At 73.9% G+C, this 17,490-nt stretch carries 15 protein-coding genes; 6 read left to right on the forward strand and 9 right to left on the reverse strand.

The genetic code is table 11. The features are described from left to right. From mscL to ACIRPK_RS28680, 7 genes are all read right to left on the reverse strand, one after another. Positions 1–444 (reverse strand): large conductance mechanosensitive channel protein MscL, encoded by a 444-nt coding sequence (gene mscL / locus ACIRPK_RS28650; RefSeq protein ID WP_403043477.1) that lies wholly within the window; start codon positions 442–444, stop codon positions 1–3. A 201-nt stretch (positions 445–645) separates the two neighbouring features. Continuing rightward, positions 646–1,845, reverse strand: a complete 1,200-nt coding sequence (locus tag ACIRPK_RS28655) for a DegT/DnrJ/EryC1/StrS family aminotransferase (RefSeq protein ID WP_403043479.1) — start codon at positions 1,843–1,845, stop codon at positions 646–648. After that, on the reverse strand, positions 1,832–3,355 hold the full coding sequence (locus tag ACIRPK_RS28660; RefSeq protein WP_403043482.1) for a hypothetical protein: 1,524 nt from the start codon (positions 3,353–3,355) through the stop codon (positions 1,832–1,834). The genes ACIRPK_RS28655 and ACIRPK_RS28660 overlap by 14 nt, the downstream gene beginning before the upstream one ends. Then, entirely contained in the window at positions 3,355–4,404 is a 1,050-nt protein-coding gene (locus tag ACIRPK_RS28665) for a GNAT family N-acetyltransferase (protein WP_403043484.1), read from the reverse strand. Before ACIRPK_RS28665 ends, ACIRPK_RS28660 begins: the two co-directional genes overlap by 1 nt. A 40-nt stretch (positions 4,405–4,444) precedes the next feature. After that, positions 4,445–5,545: a glycosyltransferase gene (locus ACIRPK_RS28670; RefSeq protein WP_403043487.1), complete on the reverse strand. Its 1,101-nt coding sequence runs from the start codon at positions 5,543–5,545 to the stop codon at positions 4,445–4,447. Next, on the reverse strand, positions 5,542–7,275 hold the full coding sequence (locus ACIRPK_RS28675) for a tyrosine-protein kinase family protein (protein WP_403043489.1): 1,734 nt from the start codon (positions 7,273–7,275) through the stop codon (positions 5,542–5,544). The genes ACIRPK_RS28670 and ACIRPK_RS28675 overlap by 4 nt, the downstream gene beginning before the upstream one ends. Before the next feature lie 211 nt (positions 7,276–7,486). After that, on the reverse strand, positions 7,487–8,599 hold the full coding sequence (locus ACIRPK_RS28680) for a glycosyltransferase family 4 protein (RefSeq protein WP_403043492.1): 1,113 nt from the start codon (positions 8,597–8,599) through the stop codon (positions 7,487–7,489). 221 nt (positions 8,600–8,820) lie between these two features. Between ACIRPK_RS28680 and ACIRPK_RS28685 the strand changes: the two genes are divergently transcribed. From ACIRPK_RS28685 to ACIRPK_RS28710, 6 genes are all read left to right on the forward strand, one after another. Then, positions 8,821–9,888 (forward strand): glycosyltransferase, encoded by a 1,068-nt coding sequence (locus tag ACIRPK_RS28685; protein ID WP_403043495.1) that lies wholly within the window; start codon positions 8,821–8,823, stop codon positions 9,886–9,888. Positions 9,889–9,994: 106 nt separating this feature from the next. Further along, positions 9,995–10,834 carry a slipin family protein gene (locus ACIRPK_RS28690; RefSeq protein WP_403043498.1) on the forward strand — a complete coding sequence of 280 codons (840 nt, stop codon included), beginning with the start codon at positions 9,995–9,997 and terminating at the stop codon, positions 10,832–10,834. Between the two features lie 88 nt (positions 10,835–10,922). Then, positions 10,923–11,558 carry a thiol:disulfide interchange protein DsbA/DsbL gene (locus ACIRPK_RS28695; RefSeq protein WP_403043501.1) on the forward strand — a complete coding sequence of 212 codons (636 nt, stop codon included), beginning with the start codon at positions 10,923–10,925 and terminating at the stop codon, positions 11,556–11,558. Positions 11,559–11,751: 193 nt separating this feature from the next. Beyond that, positions 11,752–12,648 (forward strand): ABC transporter permease, encoded by an 897-nt coding sequence (locus tag ACIRPK_RS28700; protein WP_403043504.1) that lies wholly within the window; start codon positions 11,752–11,754, stop codon positions 12,646–12,648. Then, positions 12,638–13,849, forward strand: a complete 1,212-nt coding sequence (locus ACIRPK_RS28705) for an ABC transporter ATP-binding protein (RefSeq protein ID WP_403043506.1) — start codon at positions 12,638–12,640, stop codon at positions 13,847–13,849. Before ACIRPK_RS28700 ends, ACIRPK_RS28705 begins: the two co-directional genes overlap by 11 nt. A gap of 4 nt (positions 13,850–13,853) precedes the next feature. Continuing rightward, a complete protein-coding gene (locus ACIRPK_RS28710) occupies positions 13,854–15,053 on the forward strand; it encodes a glycosyltransferase family 4 protein (RefSeq protein WP_403043509.1) in 1,200 nt (399 codons plus the stop codon). Between the two features lie 42 nt (positions 15,054–15,095). On the opposite strand, the gene ACIRPK_RS28715 is transcribed toward ACIRPK_RS28710, so the two are convergent. Both ACIRPK_RS28715 and ACIRPK_RS28720 read right to left on the reverse strand, forming a co-directional pair. After that, positions 15,096–15,845 carry an SAM-dependent methyltransferase gene (locus ACIRPK_RS28715; protein WP_403043511.1) on the reverse strand — a complete coding sequence of 250 codons (750 nt, stop codon included), beginning with the start codon at positions 15,843–15,845 and terminating at the stop codon, positions 15,096–15,098. Positions 15,846–15,849: 4 nt separating this feature from the next. Further along, entirely contained in the window at positions 15,850–17,016 is a 1,167-nt protein-coding gene (locus ACIRPK_RS28720) for a glycosyltransferase (RefSeq protein WP_403043513.1), read from the reverse strand. Positions 17,017–17,490: the final 474 nt, after the last annotated feature.

Raw genomic sequence — 17,490 nt, forward strand, 5'->3', positions numbered from 1 at the left:
CTAGCGGGAGGCCAGCGCCTGGGCCGGGAAGCCGGGGCGCCCGGCCAGCTCCGAGGTGCAGTGCGAGCAGCGCAGCGCGGCGGCCGGAATCGAGCTCAGGCAGTCGGGGCAGTCGGTCTTGGCGACCGGGACGTCCTTGATCGGCTCGAACCGGGCCTGCAGCCGGCCGACCGGGAGCACCACGGCGAAGTAGATCACCGCGCTGATCAGCACGAAGCTGATCAGCGCGTTCAGGAACGCGCCGTACGGGAAGCTGGTGCCGCCGATCTCGAAGGAGCGCTTGCTGTAGTCGCCGACGGCACCGGTCGCGACACCGAGCAGCGGGGTGAGGAACGCCGTGACGAATCCGGTGACGACGGCGGTGAAGGCCGCGCCGATCACGATACCGACCGCCAGGTCGACGACGTTTCCGCGCAGCAGGAAGCTGCGGAATCCCTTGAACACCGGGAACTCCAAACCATGAGGAGGCCGGGGGGCCGGCCGGGGGAGGGTGGGGCCAGCAGGCCCAGCGGGTCATTCTGCCCACTCAACCCCCTTGTGGTCCAAGTGAGTTCACCCTATCCGCCTAATCGCCGCACCCCCGTGCGAGGCCCGAATGGGCTTGCCGCCCGGCCCGGCGGGGCACCGGGCGGCCGAGTGGCGGGCTCAGAGCCCGGTGGCGCGCAGGCGCTCCGCATACGGCTGGATCCGGGCGACCGCCTCGGCGGTCCGCCGCACGGTCGCGGCGTCCATCTGGGTCCACAGCGGCACCGTCAGTACGGCGGCGGCCAGCCGGTCGGTGACCGGCAGCGCCTCGGCCTGGCCGAGGTGGGCGTACGCCTGCTGGCGCTGCACCGGCGGGTGGAAGTAGCGCCGGGTGTCGATGCCCTCCGCCTTCAGGGCCCGGCCCAGCTCGTCGGCGGTGAGGCCGAAGGCCCCGGCGTCCAGGATCAGGGTGAGGTCCTTGAAGGTGGAGACGTCGCCCTCCTCGGGCAGCGCCAGCCGCAGCCCGGGCAGCCCGGCGGTGGCCCGGGCGAACTCGGCCACCAGCGCGCCCCGGTGGGCCACCCGCTCGGGCAGCTCGGCCAGCCAGCTCAGCCCGACCGCCGCGTGCAGCTCGCTCATCCGGGCGTTCAGGCCGGGGAAGAGCGTGTTGTAGTCACCGGGGTTGCCGTAGTCCCGGCCGTGCCGCAGGGTCTGCGCGAGCGCCGCGTCCCGGGTGGCGACCAGGCCGCCCTCGCCCGCCACCGCGACCTTGGTCGGGCTCATGCTGAACACCTCGGCCAGGCCGAAGTTGCCCACCGGCACGCCCTTGCGGCTGGAGCCGAAGCCGTGCGCGGAGTCGTACACCAGCGGCAGCCCGGCCGCGTCGGCGATCCGCTGCAGCTCCTCGGTCTGGCAGGGGGTGCCGTAGACGTGGGTGGCCATCAGCGCGGCCGGGTTGTCGGCGGCCTTCAGCCGGGCCTCGGCGTCGGCCGGGTCCAGCGTGATGTCCACCTCCCGGGCCTCGGCGAACAGCGGGGTGCCGCCCGCCCAGTGCGCGGCGTGCGCGGTGGCCGAGAAGGTGAAGCCCGGCATCAGCACCGGCCGGCCCTCGCCCACCCCGGCGGCCTGCAGCACCAGCATCAGCCCGGCGGTGCAGTTGGAGACCGCCACCACGTGCGGTACGTCCAGCAGTTCGGCGGCCCGCTGCTCCAGCTCGGCCACCGTCCGGCCGTTGGTCAGCATGCCGCTGTCCAGGACGGCGCCGAGCCGCGCCAGCAGTCCGGCCCGGTCCGGCACCTGCACCCGGGTCAGCGGCAGGCCGTCGGGGAAGGCGGGTGCGCCGCCGAGAAAGGCGGGTGTGGCAGTGTCAGTGGAAGTCATGGTCGGGTCGATCCCCCCTGGGTCGAGGTGGTGGCTGGGACGGACCGCCGGGACCGCCCATGCGGGCCGGGCGGAGCTCGGAGGTCGGCGGACGGGAACCCCACTGGCCGGGCTGGGCCCGCCAGACCGGCGGCCGGGAGCGCCGCCGGCCGACCGGGCGGTCGCCGTCGCCCTCGGGTCTGGGCACGGCCAGCAGGACGAGCACCAGCGGCAGTACCTGGACCCGCTCGCGGGACAGGATGCCGAGGTTGTTGATGGTCGAGAAGGCCCAGCAGAACAGCAGCGTGTACACCAGCGCGAAGGCGATGTACGAGCGGCGCAGGAACAGCCGGGGGAGCTGACGCATCCTCGGCCAGCCCCGGATGAACATCACCAGCAGGGCGAAGCACTCCACCGACTGGAACAGGCTCTGGATGTTGGACGCCTCGAACGGGAACGGCCGGAACAGCACGCTGACCACGGCCATCGGCAGCCCGGCCGGATTGAGGCTGAAGGCGGGTGCGGCGTCCTCGGGGGCCGGTTGGTTGATCACCGAATTGCCCTGCGAGGTACGGCGGGAGGTCTCCGAGAGCACCTGGTTGACCGAGTCGCCCCCGCCGCCGGTGGTGCCGAAGAAGGTGTTGACCTGTTGCAGCATCAGCATCACCATCGCGCCCAGCACCACCACCGTGACCACCATCCGCAGCGGCCCCAGCGCACTGACCTGCTTCGGCCGCTTGCGCAGCACGTACGCCACGGTGAGCCCGGCCCCGGCCAGCACGGTGACGTGCGGGCGGACCATCGCGGTGCCCAGCGAGCCCAGCGCGATGAGCACGAAGGCGCCGAACCGGCGGTCCAGCAGCCGGGCCACGCCGTAGGTGGTCAGGCCCAGACAGAACATCATCCAGGCGTCCTTGCCGATGCTGGACGGCCAGAACAGCAGCGAGGGCAGGAAGAAGACCAGCTTGGCGTAGCGCCGGGTGTCCGCCTCCGGGAAGGCGATCTGCAGGGCCCGCCAGAACAGCAGCAGCCCCCAGAAGCCGAGCCAGGAGAACACCAGGAAGCCGCCGACCAGCGACGGGCCGGTGATCGCGTAGATCACGCCGGTGACGATGATGACGAAGCCGGTGCCCGCGACCTTCATGCCGAGGTCGTAGTGGATGCCGGCGGAGAAGTCCGCGCGGTCCAGGAAGAGCGCCAGCTCGCCGCCCTTCTGGTGGTACATCTTGGCGTCCGCCGCACCGCCGTAGAGCACGAAGGCCATCAGGTACCGGGGGAAGGCGCAGAGCAGCTTGAGCGCCATCGCCAGCATCAGCAGCTTGAAGATGTCCCGCTCGGGGTTGTTGGCGGCCACCCGGGCCAGGATCGGGGTGCCGATCGCCATCAGGGCGGGCAGCACCAGCAGGGCGCCCCAGGTGTCGTAGCTGGTGTGCACCATGGCCAGCACGAACACGGTGACGTAGCCGAGCACCAGCGACCCGGCCACCACGGACGGCCACGGGACCGACCGCGGCAGCGGGGGCCGGCCCATCAGAAGACCTCCAGGTCACCGAGGGTGAACCGGAAGTCCGCGAGCCCCGGCGGCGGCCGGCCCGCCGGCGTCCTGGCGGCCAGCCGCAGGCCGGTGCGCGGCGCGCGCAGGTAGCCCAGCCGGAGCGCCGCCCGGCCCGCCTCGGTGCCCGGCACGAGGTGGGTGGCCACGTGGTCGCCGCCGGCCCGGGCGGCGGCCCGGAGCAGCCGGGCGGCCGACTCGCCGTCGCCGGGCCGGACGATCAGGTCGGCCAGCGTGAACTCGACCAGCGGCCCGCGCCGCCGGGGCCGGCCGAAGGCCACCCCGGCCAGCTCGCCGCCCCGGTGACAGGTGATCACCCGGTAGTCCAGGCCCGGCGCGTCGCCGTACCGCCAGCGCAGGAACTCCTCGGTGCGCAGCACCGCGAGCCGGGTGTCGGGCGCGTCCGCCGCGGCCCGCTCGTGCAGCAGCTCGGTGATCGGCTCGGTGCCGAACCAGTCGGCGGCGGTGGGCAGTTCGCAGCTCACCGGACCGGCCGAGGCCCGCCGCCGGGTGAGCGCGGCGCGGGCGCCCCGGGCGAACGACAGCGGCCGGGCCACCCGGAGCGTGACCGGGACCTGGCCGAGGTCCTGCCAGCCCATCCGCAGATAGCCGGGCAGGCTGTTGCCGTTCGGGGTGTTGAAGACCAGCTCGGCCTCGGAGGAGACCTGTTCGAGCAGCTGGGTGGTGAGCCGGCGGAACACGCCCCGGCCCTGGAAGTCCGGATGGGTGGCGGTGTCCACCGGGCGGACCGCACGGACCACCTGCCCGCCGCGCTGCCACTCCCAGCGCAGGAACAGCCGGACGCCGACGATCCGGCCGGCCGGGGTGACCGCCACCAGACCGGGGCTGGCGCCGAACGGGTTGCGACGGTGCTTCCAGTCGAAGAACCCGGCACTGCGGGTACCGGTCGGGCCGCCCGCCAGCGAGGCGGTCAGCAGGTCAAGTACCGCGGGGTGGTCGGCCGGGGCGAGCGGACGGCAGATCAGCTCGGCGGCGTCGTCCCGGCCTTGCTCGGGGCTCGCGCTCACGGTGGTGGTCTTCCTCTCGGAGGGGCGGGGCGGGCGACGGTCAGCTCCGCAGCACCTGCTCGTACACCTGCTCCACGGCCCGTTGGGCCCCGGCCACGTCGAAGCGCTCGGCGCGCAGCCGGGCGGCGGCGCCGAGCCGCTCGCGCAGTCCGGCGTCCCCGGCCAGCCGCCCGAAGGCGGTGGCCAGGCCGGCCGGGTCGCCCGGCTCGACCAGGAAGCCCTGCCCGCCGTCGTCCAGCACCTCGGGCATCCCGCCGACCCTGGTCACCACCGAGGGCAGCCCGCTGGTCATCGCCTCCATCAGGGCGACCGGCAGGCCCTCCTGACGCGAGCTCAGGGTGAACACGTCGAAGCCCGGCAGCAGTTCGGGAACGTCCGACCGGGAGCCGGCGAACAGCACGCCCTCGCCCGCCGCCGCGCGCAGCTCCGCCTCCAGCGGGCCCGAGCCGATCAGCACCAGCCGGGCCTCCGGGTGCCGCTCGCGGAGCAGGCCGAACGCGGTCAGCAGGGTGGCCTGGTCCTTCTTGGGGGTGAAGTTGGCGACCGTGCCGATCACCAACGCGTCCGCCGGCAGCGCCAGTTCGGCCCGGGCGTGGGCGCGGGCGGCCGGACCGCCGGCCGCACCGCCGAGGTCGGGGCCGTGGTGCACCACGTGCACGAACGCGCCGGCCCGGCGGCGGGCCGCCGGGATCGCCGCGGCCACCGCGTGCGAGACCGCGATGACGGCCCGGTTGCGCCGGTAGGTCAGCGAGTTGGCCCACCGGGTGGCGGTCCGGTAGCGCTCCCAGACGTTGTGCTCGGTGTGCACCAGCACCGGCCGCCGCCGGCCCAGGGTCAGCAGCCGGACCGCGGCGGCCGGGACCGGCATGTGCGAGTGCACCAGGTGGTAGCGCCGCCGGGCCAGCAGGCGGGCCAGCCGCCAGGGCCAGAGCCGCCCGGGGGCCGCGCCGAGACAGTGCACCCGGACGCCCGCCGCCTCCAGCGCGGGCACCAGCGCGTCCTTCCACGGCAGCACGTACGCGACCTCGATCTCGTACCGTTCGCGGTCCGCGTGCCGGGCGCAGTTGACCAGCAACTGCTCGGCGCCGCCCCGGCCCAGGCCCTTGGTCAGCCAGAGCACCCGGATCGGCCCGGCGGTCATCGGAGCTCGCCCTCGTGGCCGCCGGCCGCCGACTCGGCACCGGGAGGCGCGTGCTGGGTGCGCCGGGCCCAGGTGGGCGAGGCGCGGTGCCGGGGCTCCTCCCTCGGCTGGTGCGGCTGGCTGGGCACCGGGCCGGTCGGCTGCGCCGGTCCGCCGGGCTGGGAGCTGCCTGGCTGGGCGCCGCCGTGCATGCCGTCGCGCTTGCGGCGGACCGACTGGCCGAGCGTGCCGAGCAGCGCCACGCCGGCCACCGGGACCCCCGTCCGGGACAGCAACTCGCTGACCCGGTCGGCCTGTTCGGGTGTCACATTGCCGGCCATCGCGGTCACCAGCACCGCGTCCGCGTGCCGGACCAGGTCGTACGCGTCGTTGGCGTGCAGCAGCGGGGAGCTGTCGATCAGCACCACGTCCGCGTGCCGGCGGGCCCGGCGGAGCACCTCGCCCGCGCGCAGCACCAGGGCGGCCGGGTAGGCGGTGGTGTTGCCGCCGGTGATCAGGTGCACGCCGTCCACGTTGGTCCGCCGGATCAGGTCGTCCAACTCGGGCAGCTGCTCACCGCTGAGCAGCTCCGCCATCCCCGGCCCGGAGCTCACCCCGAACTGCTCGTGCGCGTGCGGGTGGCGGAAGTCGCAGTCCAGCACCAGGACCTCGCGGCCGGTCTCGGCCAGCGCGGCGGCCAGGTTGGCCACCGTGGTGGTCCGCCCGTCGCCGCTGCGGCCGGACATCACCAGGATCACCGGCGCGGGCTGGGCCAGCCGCCGGGAGACCAGCTCGGCCGGGTTGAGGTTGCCGTCGGCCAACTGCGCGGCGAGCGAGGGCGGTCCGGTCAGCAGCAGGGTGGAGCGCAGCGAGCGGAACGCCTCGGCGCCCGGGTCGGACGGCCGGGCCACCACCAGCGGGTCGCGCAGCCGGCGCAGCCGCCGGGAGAGCTGCGGGATCTCGCCGATCACCGGGAGGTTGAACGCCTCCTCCACCGCGTTGCGGGAGCGCAGCCGGGTGTCCATCCGACTGAGCATCAGCGCGGCCACCACGCCCAGGGCCAGCCCGAGCACCACCGCGAGGGTCAGCCGGACGCCCCGGTTGGGCGAGCTGAGCAGGTTGCCGCCCGCCTCCTTGGCGTCGATCGAGCCCCACTGCTGGATGGCGTCGGTCTGGCTGACGTTCTGCAGGTCGCTGATCGCGGTCAGGGTCTTGGTCAGCGAGGCCAGCGCGGCCGTCAACTGCGGCTGCAGCTTGGGCTGGTCGGCCGGCTTGGCGGCGGAGAACTGCTGCTGGAACTTGTTGACCTGCTCCTGCTGGGTGGCCGCCTGGGCCTCCAGCCGCTTGATCGACTCGCTGGCGCTCTTCGCCGACTCCTGGCTGTAGCCGTTGATGATCGCCTCGGCGAAGGCGGCGGCGGTGTCCGCGCAGTTGTGCTGGGTCGGACCGGTGACGGTCACGGACAGCATCTGGGTGCTGGCCGCGGAGACCGTGCGGCGGGCCGCCAGGGCCGCCACGTCCGTGACGCCGAGCTTCTTGGCGGCCGCCGTGGTGACGTCCGAGCCGCCGGCGTACGAGAGCACCTGGTCCGCCCGGACCGCCTCGCCCGAGCCGGCCACCGGGGTGATCGCCACCTTGCACTGCCACTTGCCGTTGTCGACGGTGTCGACGGTGGGGGTGAGCAGCAGACCGATGATCAGGGCCGCCACCGTGCAGCCCGCCAGCAGACGCCAGTAACGGCGCAAAACCATGAAGTGGTTAGCCGGTTCCACCGGTTGGTTCCCCTCGCGTTCGTGGTGCATACGCCGTACGGACCGGCCGGGCCGGATGCAGGGTCGGCTCCGTACGATCCGGCGAGGGCTCGCGGCCGCGCGACACCCCCCGACGTCGCCGACCCTCCCCGAAACCCCCGAGCCTGATGCTTGCGGCACCTGACGTGCGGCGCAAGCGCTTTGGCCAATCTCATCCCCGCCGCAGTGATCTTTCGTAGAACTCGACCATCTGACCCGAGACGTGGTGCAGGGTGAATCGGGTCAGGAACCTGGCCCGGGCCGCCTTCACCCGCAGCGCGGCGGCCGAACGGTCACCGAGCGTGTCCAGCAGCGCGACCGCCAGCTCGCCCGGCCGCTCCGACGGCACCAGCCGGGCGTAGTCCTCCGAGCCGACCGTCTCGCGGAGCGCGGCCACGTCGGCACAGACCAGCGGGACGCCGACCCCCATCGCCTCCATCGCCGCACTGCCCAGGCCCTCCCAGCGGGACGGCACGGCGAACGCGTCGGAGGCCGCCATCAGGTCGAACACGTCCGAACGCGGGCCCAGGAAGCGGACGTTGCCCGCCCGGTCGGCCAGCTTCCGCAGTCCCGGGGTCTCGGTGCCGGGGCTGCCCGCCAGCAGCAGCACCGCGTCGGGCAGCCCGGCCCGGACCGCGGGCCAGGCCTCCAGCAGGACGTCGAGACCCTTCTGGTACTGCTGCCGGGCGGCGGCCAGTACCACCGGCGTGTCGGCGGACAGCTCCAGCGCCGCCCGGACGGCGGCCCGGCGGTCGGGCGTCACCGAGCCGAGCAGCTCGGGGTCGCGGCCGCGCGGCACCACGTCGATCCGGTCCGGCGAGACATGCAGCCGACGGGCCATCACCTCGGCCACGTGCCTGGTCAGCGCGTGGAACCGCCGGGTGCCCTGCGCGGTGGCCGCGTCCACCGCCTGGGCGGCCCGGACCTTCCACGGGTTCAGGCCACGGGCGTGCAGGTGCTCGGGCCCGTACGCGGAGTTGACCAGACTGGACACCACCGGCACCCCGCTGGCCAGCGCGGCCGAGCGGCCGAGCACGTCCGACTCGTAGAGCGTGGTGTGCACCAGCTCGGGGCGGCGACGGCGGACCAGCCGCCGGAGCGCCGCCAACTCGCCGACCCGGTTCGCCGCGTGCACGCCGAAGACGGTGGCGCCGGCCTGGGTCAGCTCGGCCTGGAAGCCGTCCGGCGAGTGCCGCAGGTATGCCACGTCCAGTTGGATGCCCGAGCGGACCAGTTGCGGTGCCATCGCCACCAAGCCCTGCTCGGCACCGCCGATTCTGCTCACGCTGTCGATCACATAGAGCACGTGCACAGCGGCAACCCCCAGCAAGACCCCCGGCGCCGGCCCCCCGGCCCAGCACGCTCTGACAGACGATCAGCATCCCAGGTGGGGCGGGGGATCCGCCAGCGAATGGGCAGACCGGCGGGAACGGTGACCCCAGGCCGGCCCGCCCGTCCCGCCGGAAGGGCCTGCGGGGAGGGCGTCCGGTGTGGAAGGTTGGCCGCATGGCTGACGGACCTCGTGTGCTGCACCTGATCACCGATCCCCGGGGCCGGGGTGCCCAGCAGCTCGCCCGCGACCTGCACACCGAACTGCTGCGCCGGGGCGCGCCGTCCACGCTCCGTTCGCTCCAGCCGCACGCCGACGCGCCTTCCGACCACGACGCCCCGGTGCTCGGCCCGTCCCGGCACCACCCGGCGACGCTACGGGCGCTGCGGGCCGCCGCCCGGCAGGCGGACGTGGTGGTGGCGCACGGCTCCAGCACCCTCCAGGCGTGCGCCGTCGGACTGGTGGGCACCGGGGTGCCCTTCGTGTACGTCAACATCGGCGACCCCAGGCACTGGACCGCGAGCCTGTCCCGGCGGCTCCGGGTGGGTGCCTTCCTGCATCGGGCCGCCGCCGTCTCGGCGATCTCGGACGGTGCCAGGACGGTGCTGCTGGAGCGCTTCCGGCTGCCCGCCCGGAAGGTCCGGACGATCCCGAACGGCCGGGCCGCCGACCGCTACCGGCCCGCCGCCGACCAGGCCGAACGCGAGGCCGCCCGAGCGCGGTTGGGCCTGCCCCGGCAGGGCCCGGTGGTGGCGTGGATCGGCGCGCTGGCGCCGGAGAAGCGGCTCGACCTGGCCCTGGACGCGCTCGACCGGCTGCCGGACGTGCACCTCGCGGTGGCGGGCGACGGTCCGCTCGGCGGCAGCTTCCCGCCCTGCGACCGGGTGCACCTGCTCGGCCGGCTCGCCGACCCCGGAGTGCTCTACCGGGCCGCCGACGTCCTGCTGCTGAGCAGCGACAGCGAGGGCGTGCCGGGCGTGCTGATCGAGGCCGCGCTGGCCGGGCTGCCCGCCGTCGCCACCGACGTGGGCTGGGTCGGCGATGTCGTCCTGGACGGCCGGACGGGCGCGCTGGTCCGGCCGGGCGACCCGGTCGCGCTGGCCGAGGCGCTCGGCGCGGTGCTGTCGGGGGACCGGACCGCGCTCGGGGCGGCGGCCCGGGCGCACGCCCTGGAGCGGTTCGACCTGGCCGTGGTGACCGACTCCTGGCAGCGCCTGCTCCGGCAGGTGGCCCCCGGCCGCTGACGGGCCTGAAGGAGCGTCGTCCGGCGTCTGTTCTCCCCACGGGGCCGCGCGCATACTGTGCCCGCGGCCGCCGTCCGTCGGCGGCCCGACGGGGAGGAAGACAAGCATGGAGATCGTGCTCGGGGGGCTCGGCGCCCTGGCGGCGCTGGCGGTGGCCTGGCTGGTGACCGGGTTCCGGGTGGTGCAGCAGTACGAACGCGGGGTGGTGTTCCGGCTCGGCCGGGTCAGCGGAGCGCCCCGGCAGCCCGGGCCGACGCTGCTGATCCCGTTCGTGGACCGGCTCAGCAAGGTCAACATGCAGGTGATCACCATGCCGGTGCCGGCCCAGGACGGCATCACCCGGGACAACGTCTCGGTCCGGGTGGACGCGGTGGTCTACTTCCGGGTGATCGACCCGGTCCGGGCCAGCGTCGACGTGCAGAACTACGGCTTCGCGATGTCCCAGGTGGCGCAGACCTCGCTGCGGTCGATCATCGGCAAGAGCGAGCTGGACGACCTGCTCTCCGGCCGGGAGGGCCTGCACCGGGGGCTCGAACTGATGCTGGAGAGCCCGGCCGTGGGCTGGGGCGTGCACATCGACCGGGTGGAGATCAAGGACGTCGCGCTGCCGGAGTCGATGAAGCGGTCGATGTCCCGGCAGGCCGAGGCGGAGCGGGAGCGGCGGGCCAGGGTGATCACGGCGGACGGCGAGTTCCAGGCCTCCGCCAAGCTGGCCGAGGCGGCCCGGACGATGGCCGAGACCCCCTCCGCGATGCAACTGCGGCTGCTGCAGACCGTGGTGGAGGTGGCGGCGGAGAAGAACTCCACCCTGGTGCTGCCCTTCCCGGTCGAGCTGCTCCGGTTCTTCGACAGTGCCGCCCAGCAGAGCGCCAAGGCCGTGGCGGCGTCGGAGCCGCAGCCGCAGCCGCAGCCGCAGCCCGAGCCGGAGCCGGAGCACGAGGGCTGACCCGGCGTTGGGCCGTCCGGGCGAAGTTCCGCACCGGACGGCCCGTCAGCTCGCCCGGCGGTGCCGGACGCTGGCAGCATGACCGGCTGTGAACCCGCTCCTGCGCACCGCCGTGCTGGCCGCCGTCGCCAGCGGACTGCTCGTCACCCCTGCCGTCGCCGCCCCCGAGGTCCCGCACGAGGGGGGCCTGGTGGGCCGGATCGACAACCCCGGCCCCGGCCGGGCGGTGAAGCAGGAGGCCGTCGAGTTCTTCTGGTACGACTGCGGGCACTCCCAGCAGCTGGAGGTCCCGCTCGAGCGCTGGGCCGAGAAGCACCGCTCCGACGTGACGCTCCGTCGGGTGCCGGCGGTCTGGGCGGGCAGCCGCGAGGAGCAGACCCAGCGCGGGCACGCCCGGCTGTACTACACGCTGGAGCAGCTCGGCGAGGTGGACCGGCTGCAGCTCGCGGTGTTCCGCGCGGTGCACGAGCGGGAGACCGACGTGACCACCGAGGAGACCGCGCTGGCCTGGGCCCGGACGGCCGGGCTCGACCCGGCGGGCTTCCTGACGGCGTACCGCTCCGAGGAGGTCCAGCGGGCCACCGACGCGGCCGCCGGTCTGCTGACCCGGTACCAGGTGGACGAGCTGCCGACCGTGCTGGTGCAGGGCGGGCAGCGGGTGCAGCCGAGCCGGGACGGCGGGGTCGAGGGGATGCCCGACGCGCTGGACCGGCTGGTCGGCTGACCTCCCTCCTCCGTCCACCCTCCCGACCGACGGCGGCTCTGAGCAGCCCGAATTCTTCACCGAACCAGCCCCTTGCTCGCACACTCTGTGCCAGAGTGGTCGCCGCGGCCGAACTGCCTCTGCAGCGGCCCGGATTCGAGGCTCGTACCTCGGACGTCACCGAATCACTCGGCACCGGAGAAGGCGGGGTTCCGTGGGGGGACAGCGCGCGCAGGTCCTGGACCAGCGCGACAACCAGACCGAGGCGCGGCGGTCGGGGGCCGACGGACCGCCCGCCGAACTGATCTTCAAACGAAGGCTGCGGCCCGCCCAGGTGGCCCGCGAGCTGTTGGGGGCGCGCGAGTTGGTCCGCGCGCTCGCGGAGCGTGATCTGCGGGCCCGGTACAAGCAGGCGGTGCTCGGCTTCGCCTGGGCGGTGCTCACGCCGCTCGCCCTGTGCGCCATCTTCACGCTGGTGTTCCAGCGGGCGGTGAAGATCGACACCGGCGGGGTGGCCTACCCGCTGTTCGCCTATGTCGGCCTGATCGTCTGGCAGTTCTTCAGCAACACGATGAACCAGGGCGCACTCAGCCTGGCCAACAACCTGAGCCTGCTGAACAAGGTCTACTGCCCGCGCGAGGTCTTCCCGCTCGCCACCATGCTGGTCGCCAGTGTGGACATGCTGATCGGCGTCGGCGTGCTCGGGCTGCTCTTCCTGGCCTTCTGGACGCCGCCCGCCGTCACCTTCCTCTGGGTGCTCCCGCTGCTGCTGATCCAGATCGCCTTCACCTACGGCGTGGCGCTGGTGCTGTCGGTCGCCGTGGTCTACCTGCGGGACGTCCGGCACCTGCTGCCGATCATCACCCAGATGGGAGTGTTCGCCACCCCGGTCGCCTACCCGCTCTCGCAGATCCCGCAGGGCCTGCAGGAGTTGTACGTCGGCATCAACCCGCTGGGCGCGGTGATCGAGGGCTACCGGCGGGCCCTGCTCTACGGCCAGACCCCGGACCTGACCCTGACCGGGATCGCGGCCGCCAGTTCGGTGGTCTTCCTGGTCGGCGGCTACCTGCTGTTCAAGAAGCTGGAGACGGGGATCGCCGATGTCGCATGACCTTTCGAGCAGGCAGAGCCTCCCGCTGGGCACGATCAGGACCGAGCAGGTCTGGAAGCGCTTCAAGGCCGACCAGCAGCGGATGCTGCTGCGCGACAAGGTCGAGCAGCTGACCCGTCGGCTGCGCGGCGGCCGCGGTGAGGACTGGCGCTGGGCGCTGCGGGACATCAACCTGCACATCGAGCCCGGCGAGTCGGTCGGCCTGATCGGCTCCAACGGCTCCGGCAAGTCCACCCTGCTCAAGATGCTGACCAGGGTGATGTACCCGTACGGCGGGGTGATCGACGTGCGCGGCCGGATCGGCGCACTGATCGAGATCCGGGCCGGCATCCACCCCGACCTGACGGGCCGGGAGAACATCTACCTGTTCGGCGCGCTGCTCGGTCTGAAGCGTCGTGAGGTGGCCTCCCGGTTCGACGCGATCGTCGAGTTCGCCCGGCTCGGCGGGGCGATCGACCGGCAGGTCAAGTACTACTCCTCCGGCATGCAGATGCGGCTCGGCTTCGCGGTGGCCGCCTACCTGGAGCCGCACGTGCTGCTGGTGGACGAGGTGCTGGCGGTCGGCGACGCGGTCTTCCAGCAGCGCTGCCTGGACCGGATGCGCGAGGTGGCCGAGCAGGGCACCACGATCGTCTTCGTCTCGCACGACCTGCCCGCCGTCGAGTCGATCTGCCGCCGGGGGGTCTGGCTGGAGCAGGGCTCGATCCGGGTGGACGCGGGCATCAAGGAGGCGATGTCCGGCTACCGGGACTCGATCGAGGCGCAGTCCGAGGGCGGTGGCCGGGTCGGCGAGCCGCTCCAGCTGCTCAAGCACGAGATCCTCGGCGACGGCCGGGAGAACCTGACCACCGACGAGCTGATGACGGTCGAGCTCACCCTCGGCGGCGACTACCGGGGTGACGCCACGCTGCACCTGGGCGTCAGCGAGGGCACCTCCAGCCCGATCTTCCAGATCAGCCACGAGATCCGGCTCACCGGCGAGGACCACCAGGTCGCCTGCCTGATCCCCAACCTGCCGCTGCCGCGCGGCCGTTACACGCTCTGGGCGGGTGTCTACAGCATCGGCAAGACCGACGGCGGGACACTGATGAGCTGGCACTCGGTCGGCCAGTTCGACGTCTTCGGCCCGATGCTGGACACCCCGCCACGTGCCGTGGTGCTGGCCGCACCGGTCTTCGTCCCGCACCGCTGGGAGGAGTGAACCGGTGAGCGGCCTCAGAGTACTGGTCCACCTCAACAACCTCGCGCTGGGCGGCGCCCAGTTGAACGCCGTGGACATCGCCCGGACCCTGCGCGACCGGGGCCACCACCCGGTGCTGTTCGCGCAGGGGGTCGAGGGGCCCGCCCCGCTGGTCGAGCTCGCCGCCGGGCACGGCCTGCAGCTGGTGGTGGAGGGCGGGCCGGACACCCCGGCCCGGGTGGTCCGGGCGAGGCTGAACCAGGTGGCCGAGGAGCACGGCAGCCAACTGGTGCACGCCTGGGAGGTCCGGGCCGCCCGGAACGCCTTCTTCGGCCCGGGCCGGCTCGGCCGGATCCCGGTGATCACCACCTTCTACGGCATCCGGATGCTGCGGGGGCTGCCCCGCCACCAGCCGCTGGTGCTCGGGCTCGGCGCCCTGATGGGGGAGGGCCGGGCCTTCGGGCACCGCGACGTCCGCCTGATCGAGCCGCCGGTGAACACCGTGACGGACGCCCCCGGCGTGGTGGACGGTGGTGCGTTCCGCCGCGAACACGGCATCGGTGAGCAGGAGTTGCTGCTCGCCATCGTCACCCGGCTGGTGCCCGACCTGGAGAAGGACGCGGGCGCGCTGCGCACCGTCGAGGCGGTCCGGGCGCTGGCCGACCCCCGGGTCAGGCTGGCCGTGGTCGGCGCCGGGCCCAGCCTGGAGCCGCTGCGGGCCGCCGCGGCGGCGGCCAACGCCGCCCTGGGCCGCGAAGCCGTCCTGGTACCGGGCCAGTTGGCCGACCCCCGGCCCGCCTACCAGGCCGCCGACGTGGTGCTCGGGATGGGCGGCTCGGCCCTGCGCGGCCTCGCCTTCGGCAAGCCGGTGGTGGTGCACGGCGCCGCCGGGTACACCGCCCTGCACGAGCCGGGCCCGCTGGTCGAGCCGCACGCCTCGCGCTGCATGTACGGCTTCGGTGACGGCGCCGCCCCGCCGCAGTTGCTGGCCGAGCAGCTCCGCCCGCTGCTCGACCAGCCGGACCGCCGGGCCGACCTGGGGAGTTGGGGCCGGGAGTGGGTGGTCGGCCGGTTCTCGCTGGAGAGTGTCGCCAGCGCCTTCGAGGCGCTCTACCGCGAGGTGGTCACCACCCCGCCGGGCCGGGCGAGCTGGCTGCGCGACCTGGAGCAGATGAGCCGGTTCGAGTACAGCAAGCCGACCGCCGCGCGGCTGCTCGGACGGTAGGTCTCCGGCAGGCGGGCCGCCTGCCGGAGAACCGATGACCCGTCAGTCCGCCCGGCGCAGCAGCAGGGTGAGGAACCCGAGCGTGCCCCGGTAGCCGCCGAGCCAGCCCAGCCGGTGCTCGGCCGCGACGGTGCCGGCCTCGGCACTGTCCGGGTGCTCGGGGTGGTCCAGGGCCCACTCGGCGAGCGAGCCCGCCCAGGCCCACTCGTAGTCGTCCCACTCCTCCGGCGTGCTGATGTGGCCGAGGACCGGCACCCAGCCCTGCTCGGTGACCAGCCGGACGGTGCCGGTCAGGTCGGCGTGGTCGTCCGCGTTCGGGACGCCGAGCCCGGCCAGCGCGGCCGCGTCCGGCTCCCGCTCCCAGAAGCAGTCACCGATCAGCACCAGCCCGCCCGGGGCCAGCGACTCCCGGGCCGCCGCCAGGGTCGGCAGCAGCCCGCCGAAGGCGTGCGTCGCACCGACCGTAAGCACCACGTCGAACGGCTGGTGGGCCTTGAACTCCTTGGCGTCCTGGTGGTGCAGCCCGAGCCGCCGGGCCACCCCGAGGGCCTCGGCGCGCTCCCGGCCGAGCGTCAGCGCGGCCTCGTCCAGGTCGACGCCGACCGCCTGCAGTTCCGGGTACGCGGCCAGCGCCCGGAGCAGCCAGGCGGCCTCCCCGCAGCCGAGGTCGAGCACCCGCCCGGCCCGGCCCCGGAGGGCCCGGTCCAGCAGCCGCTGGACGTTGCGGTCGGAGAGCGGCGCCGCGATCGGGTGGTCGGAGTGGGCGATCCTGCTTCGTAATTGATGGTCCATCCGGTCAGTCTGACGCAGGACCGTCATCCGGTTCCAGCACCTTTCCGTACGTCCGCCCCTTCCACGCCGCACCCCGCCCGCGCCAGTGCTGGACGGCCGAGTCCACCGTCATCAGCAGGTACAGCAGCGCGGTGAACGGCAGCAGCAGCGCGGCCGCCGCCGGCTGCCCGTAGTAGCGGAGCATGGGGGTGAAGGTGCCGGCCATCAGCGCCCAGGCCGCGCCGCCCGCCGCCGCGACCCACCACGTCCCGGTGACCGCCCCGGCCACCGTCGCCACCGGCGGCACCAGGTACACCAGCGCCAGCCCGAGCACCGTGCCGAGCAGCAGCAGCGGCGAGTGCCGCAGCTGCGCGTACGCGCTGCGCGAGACCATCCGCCAGAGCTGCCCGAGCTCCGGGTAGGGCCGGACGCTGTCCACCTGCTCGGCCAGGCCGAGCCAGGTCCGGCCGCCGGTGCGCTTCACCGCCCGGGCCAGGTTCACGTCGTCGATCACCGCGCCCCGGATCGCGGCGATCCCGCCGGCCCGCTCCAGCGCCGTCCGGCGCACCAGTGAGCAGCCGCCCGCCGCGGCGGCGGTCCGCGAGCCGGGGCGGTTGCTCCACCGGAACGGGTACAGCTGGGCGAAGAAGTACACGAAGGCCGGCACGATCAGCCGCTCCCAGCCGGTCTCCACCCGCAGCCGGGCCATCTGCGAGACCAGGTCGAGGCGGTGGCCCTCGGCCGCCGCCACCAGGGCGGCCAGCGAGTCCGGCCGGTGCGCGATGTCGGCGTCGGTGAGCAGCAGGTACTCGGGCCGGCCGGCCTGTTCCACGCCGTGCCGCAGCGCCCAGAGCTTGCCCGTCCAGCCGGGCGGCAGCGGCGGGGGAGTGGTCACGGTCAGCGGCAGTCCGCCGCCGGTGGCCAGCCGGCGGGCCAACTCGCCCGTCCCGTCCGAGCTGTGATCGTCCACCAGCACCACCCGGGCCCGCCCCGGGTACCGCTGCGCCAGCAAGCTCGGCAGGCTGACCGGCAGCACCTCGGCCTCGTCCCTGGCCGGCACCAGCACCACCACCTCCGGCCACCGCCCGGTCTCCACCGGCGCGGGCAGCCGCTGGTCGGTCCGCCAGAAGAACCCCTGAGCCAGCGTCAGCCACACCCACGCCGCCAGCGACACCCACACCAGTACAATCACCTTCGGCAGTCTAGGCAGGCACCCGGGAATCGACGGCCAGGCGCTCGGGACCGCACCTTTGGCAGGCGGCCCAGTTGCCCGGTCCAGGGGCTGCGCCGCAGGCAGGCGCTCAGCGGTCGACTACCCAGGGGCTTGGGGGCTGCGCCGCAGGCAGGCGCTCAGCGGTCGACTACCCAGGGGCTTGGGGGCTGCGCTGTAGGCAGGTGCTTAGCGGTCGACTACCCAGGGGCTCGGGGAACTGCGAGGAGATCTGGCGTGCGGGTCACTGCGAAAGTGCCTGACCACCCCTGAACAGATCACCTTGCAGGGGCCGGCGTCGCAGTTCCCCGAGCCCCTGGACCGTAGCCGGTGAGCACCTGCCAAAGGCTGGCGTCGCCCACGCGGCGGAGCCGCACATCAGCAGAGCCCCGAGCCCCTGACTCCGTAGTGGGCTGAGCACCTCCCAAAGGGTCGGCGGCGCCCGCGCGGCGGAGC

The organism is Kitasatospora sp. NPDC101801, assembly GCF_044766665.1.
In the GTDB taxonomy this organism is placed as follows: domain Bacteria; phylum Actinomycetota; class Actinomycetes; order Streptomycetales; family Streptomycetaceae; genus Kitasatospora.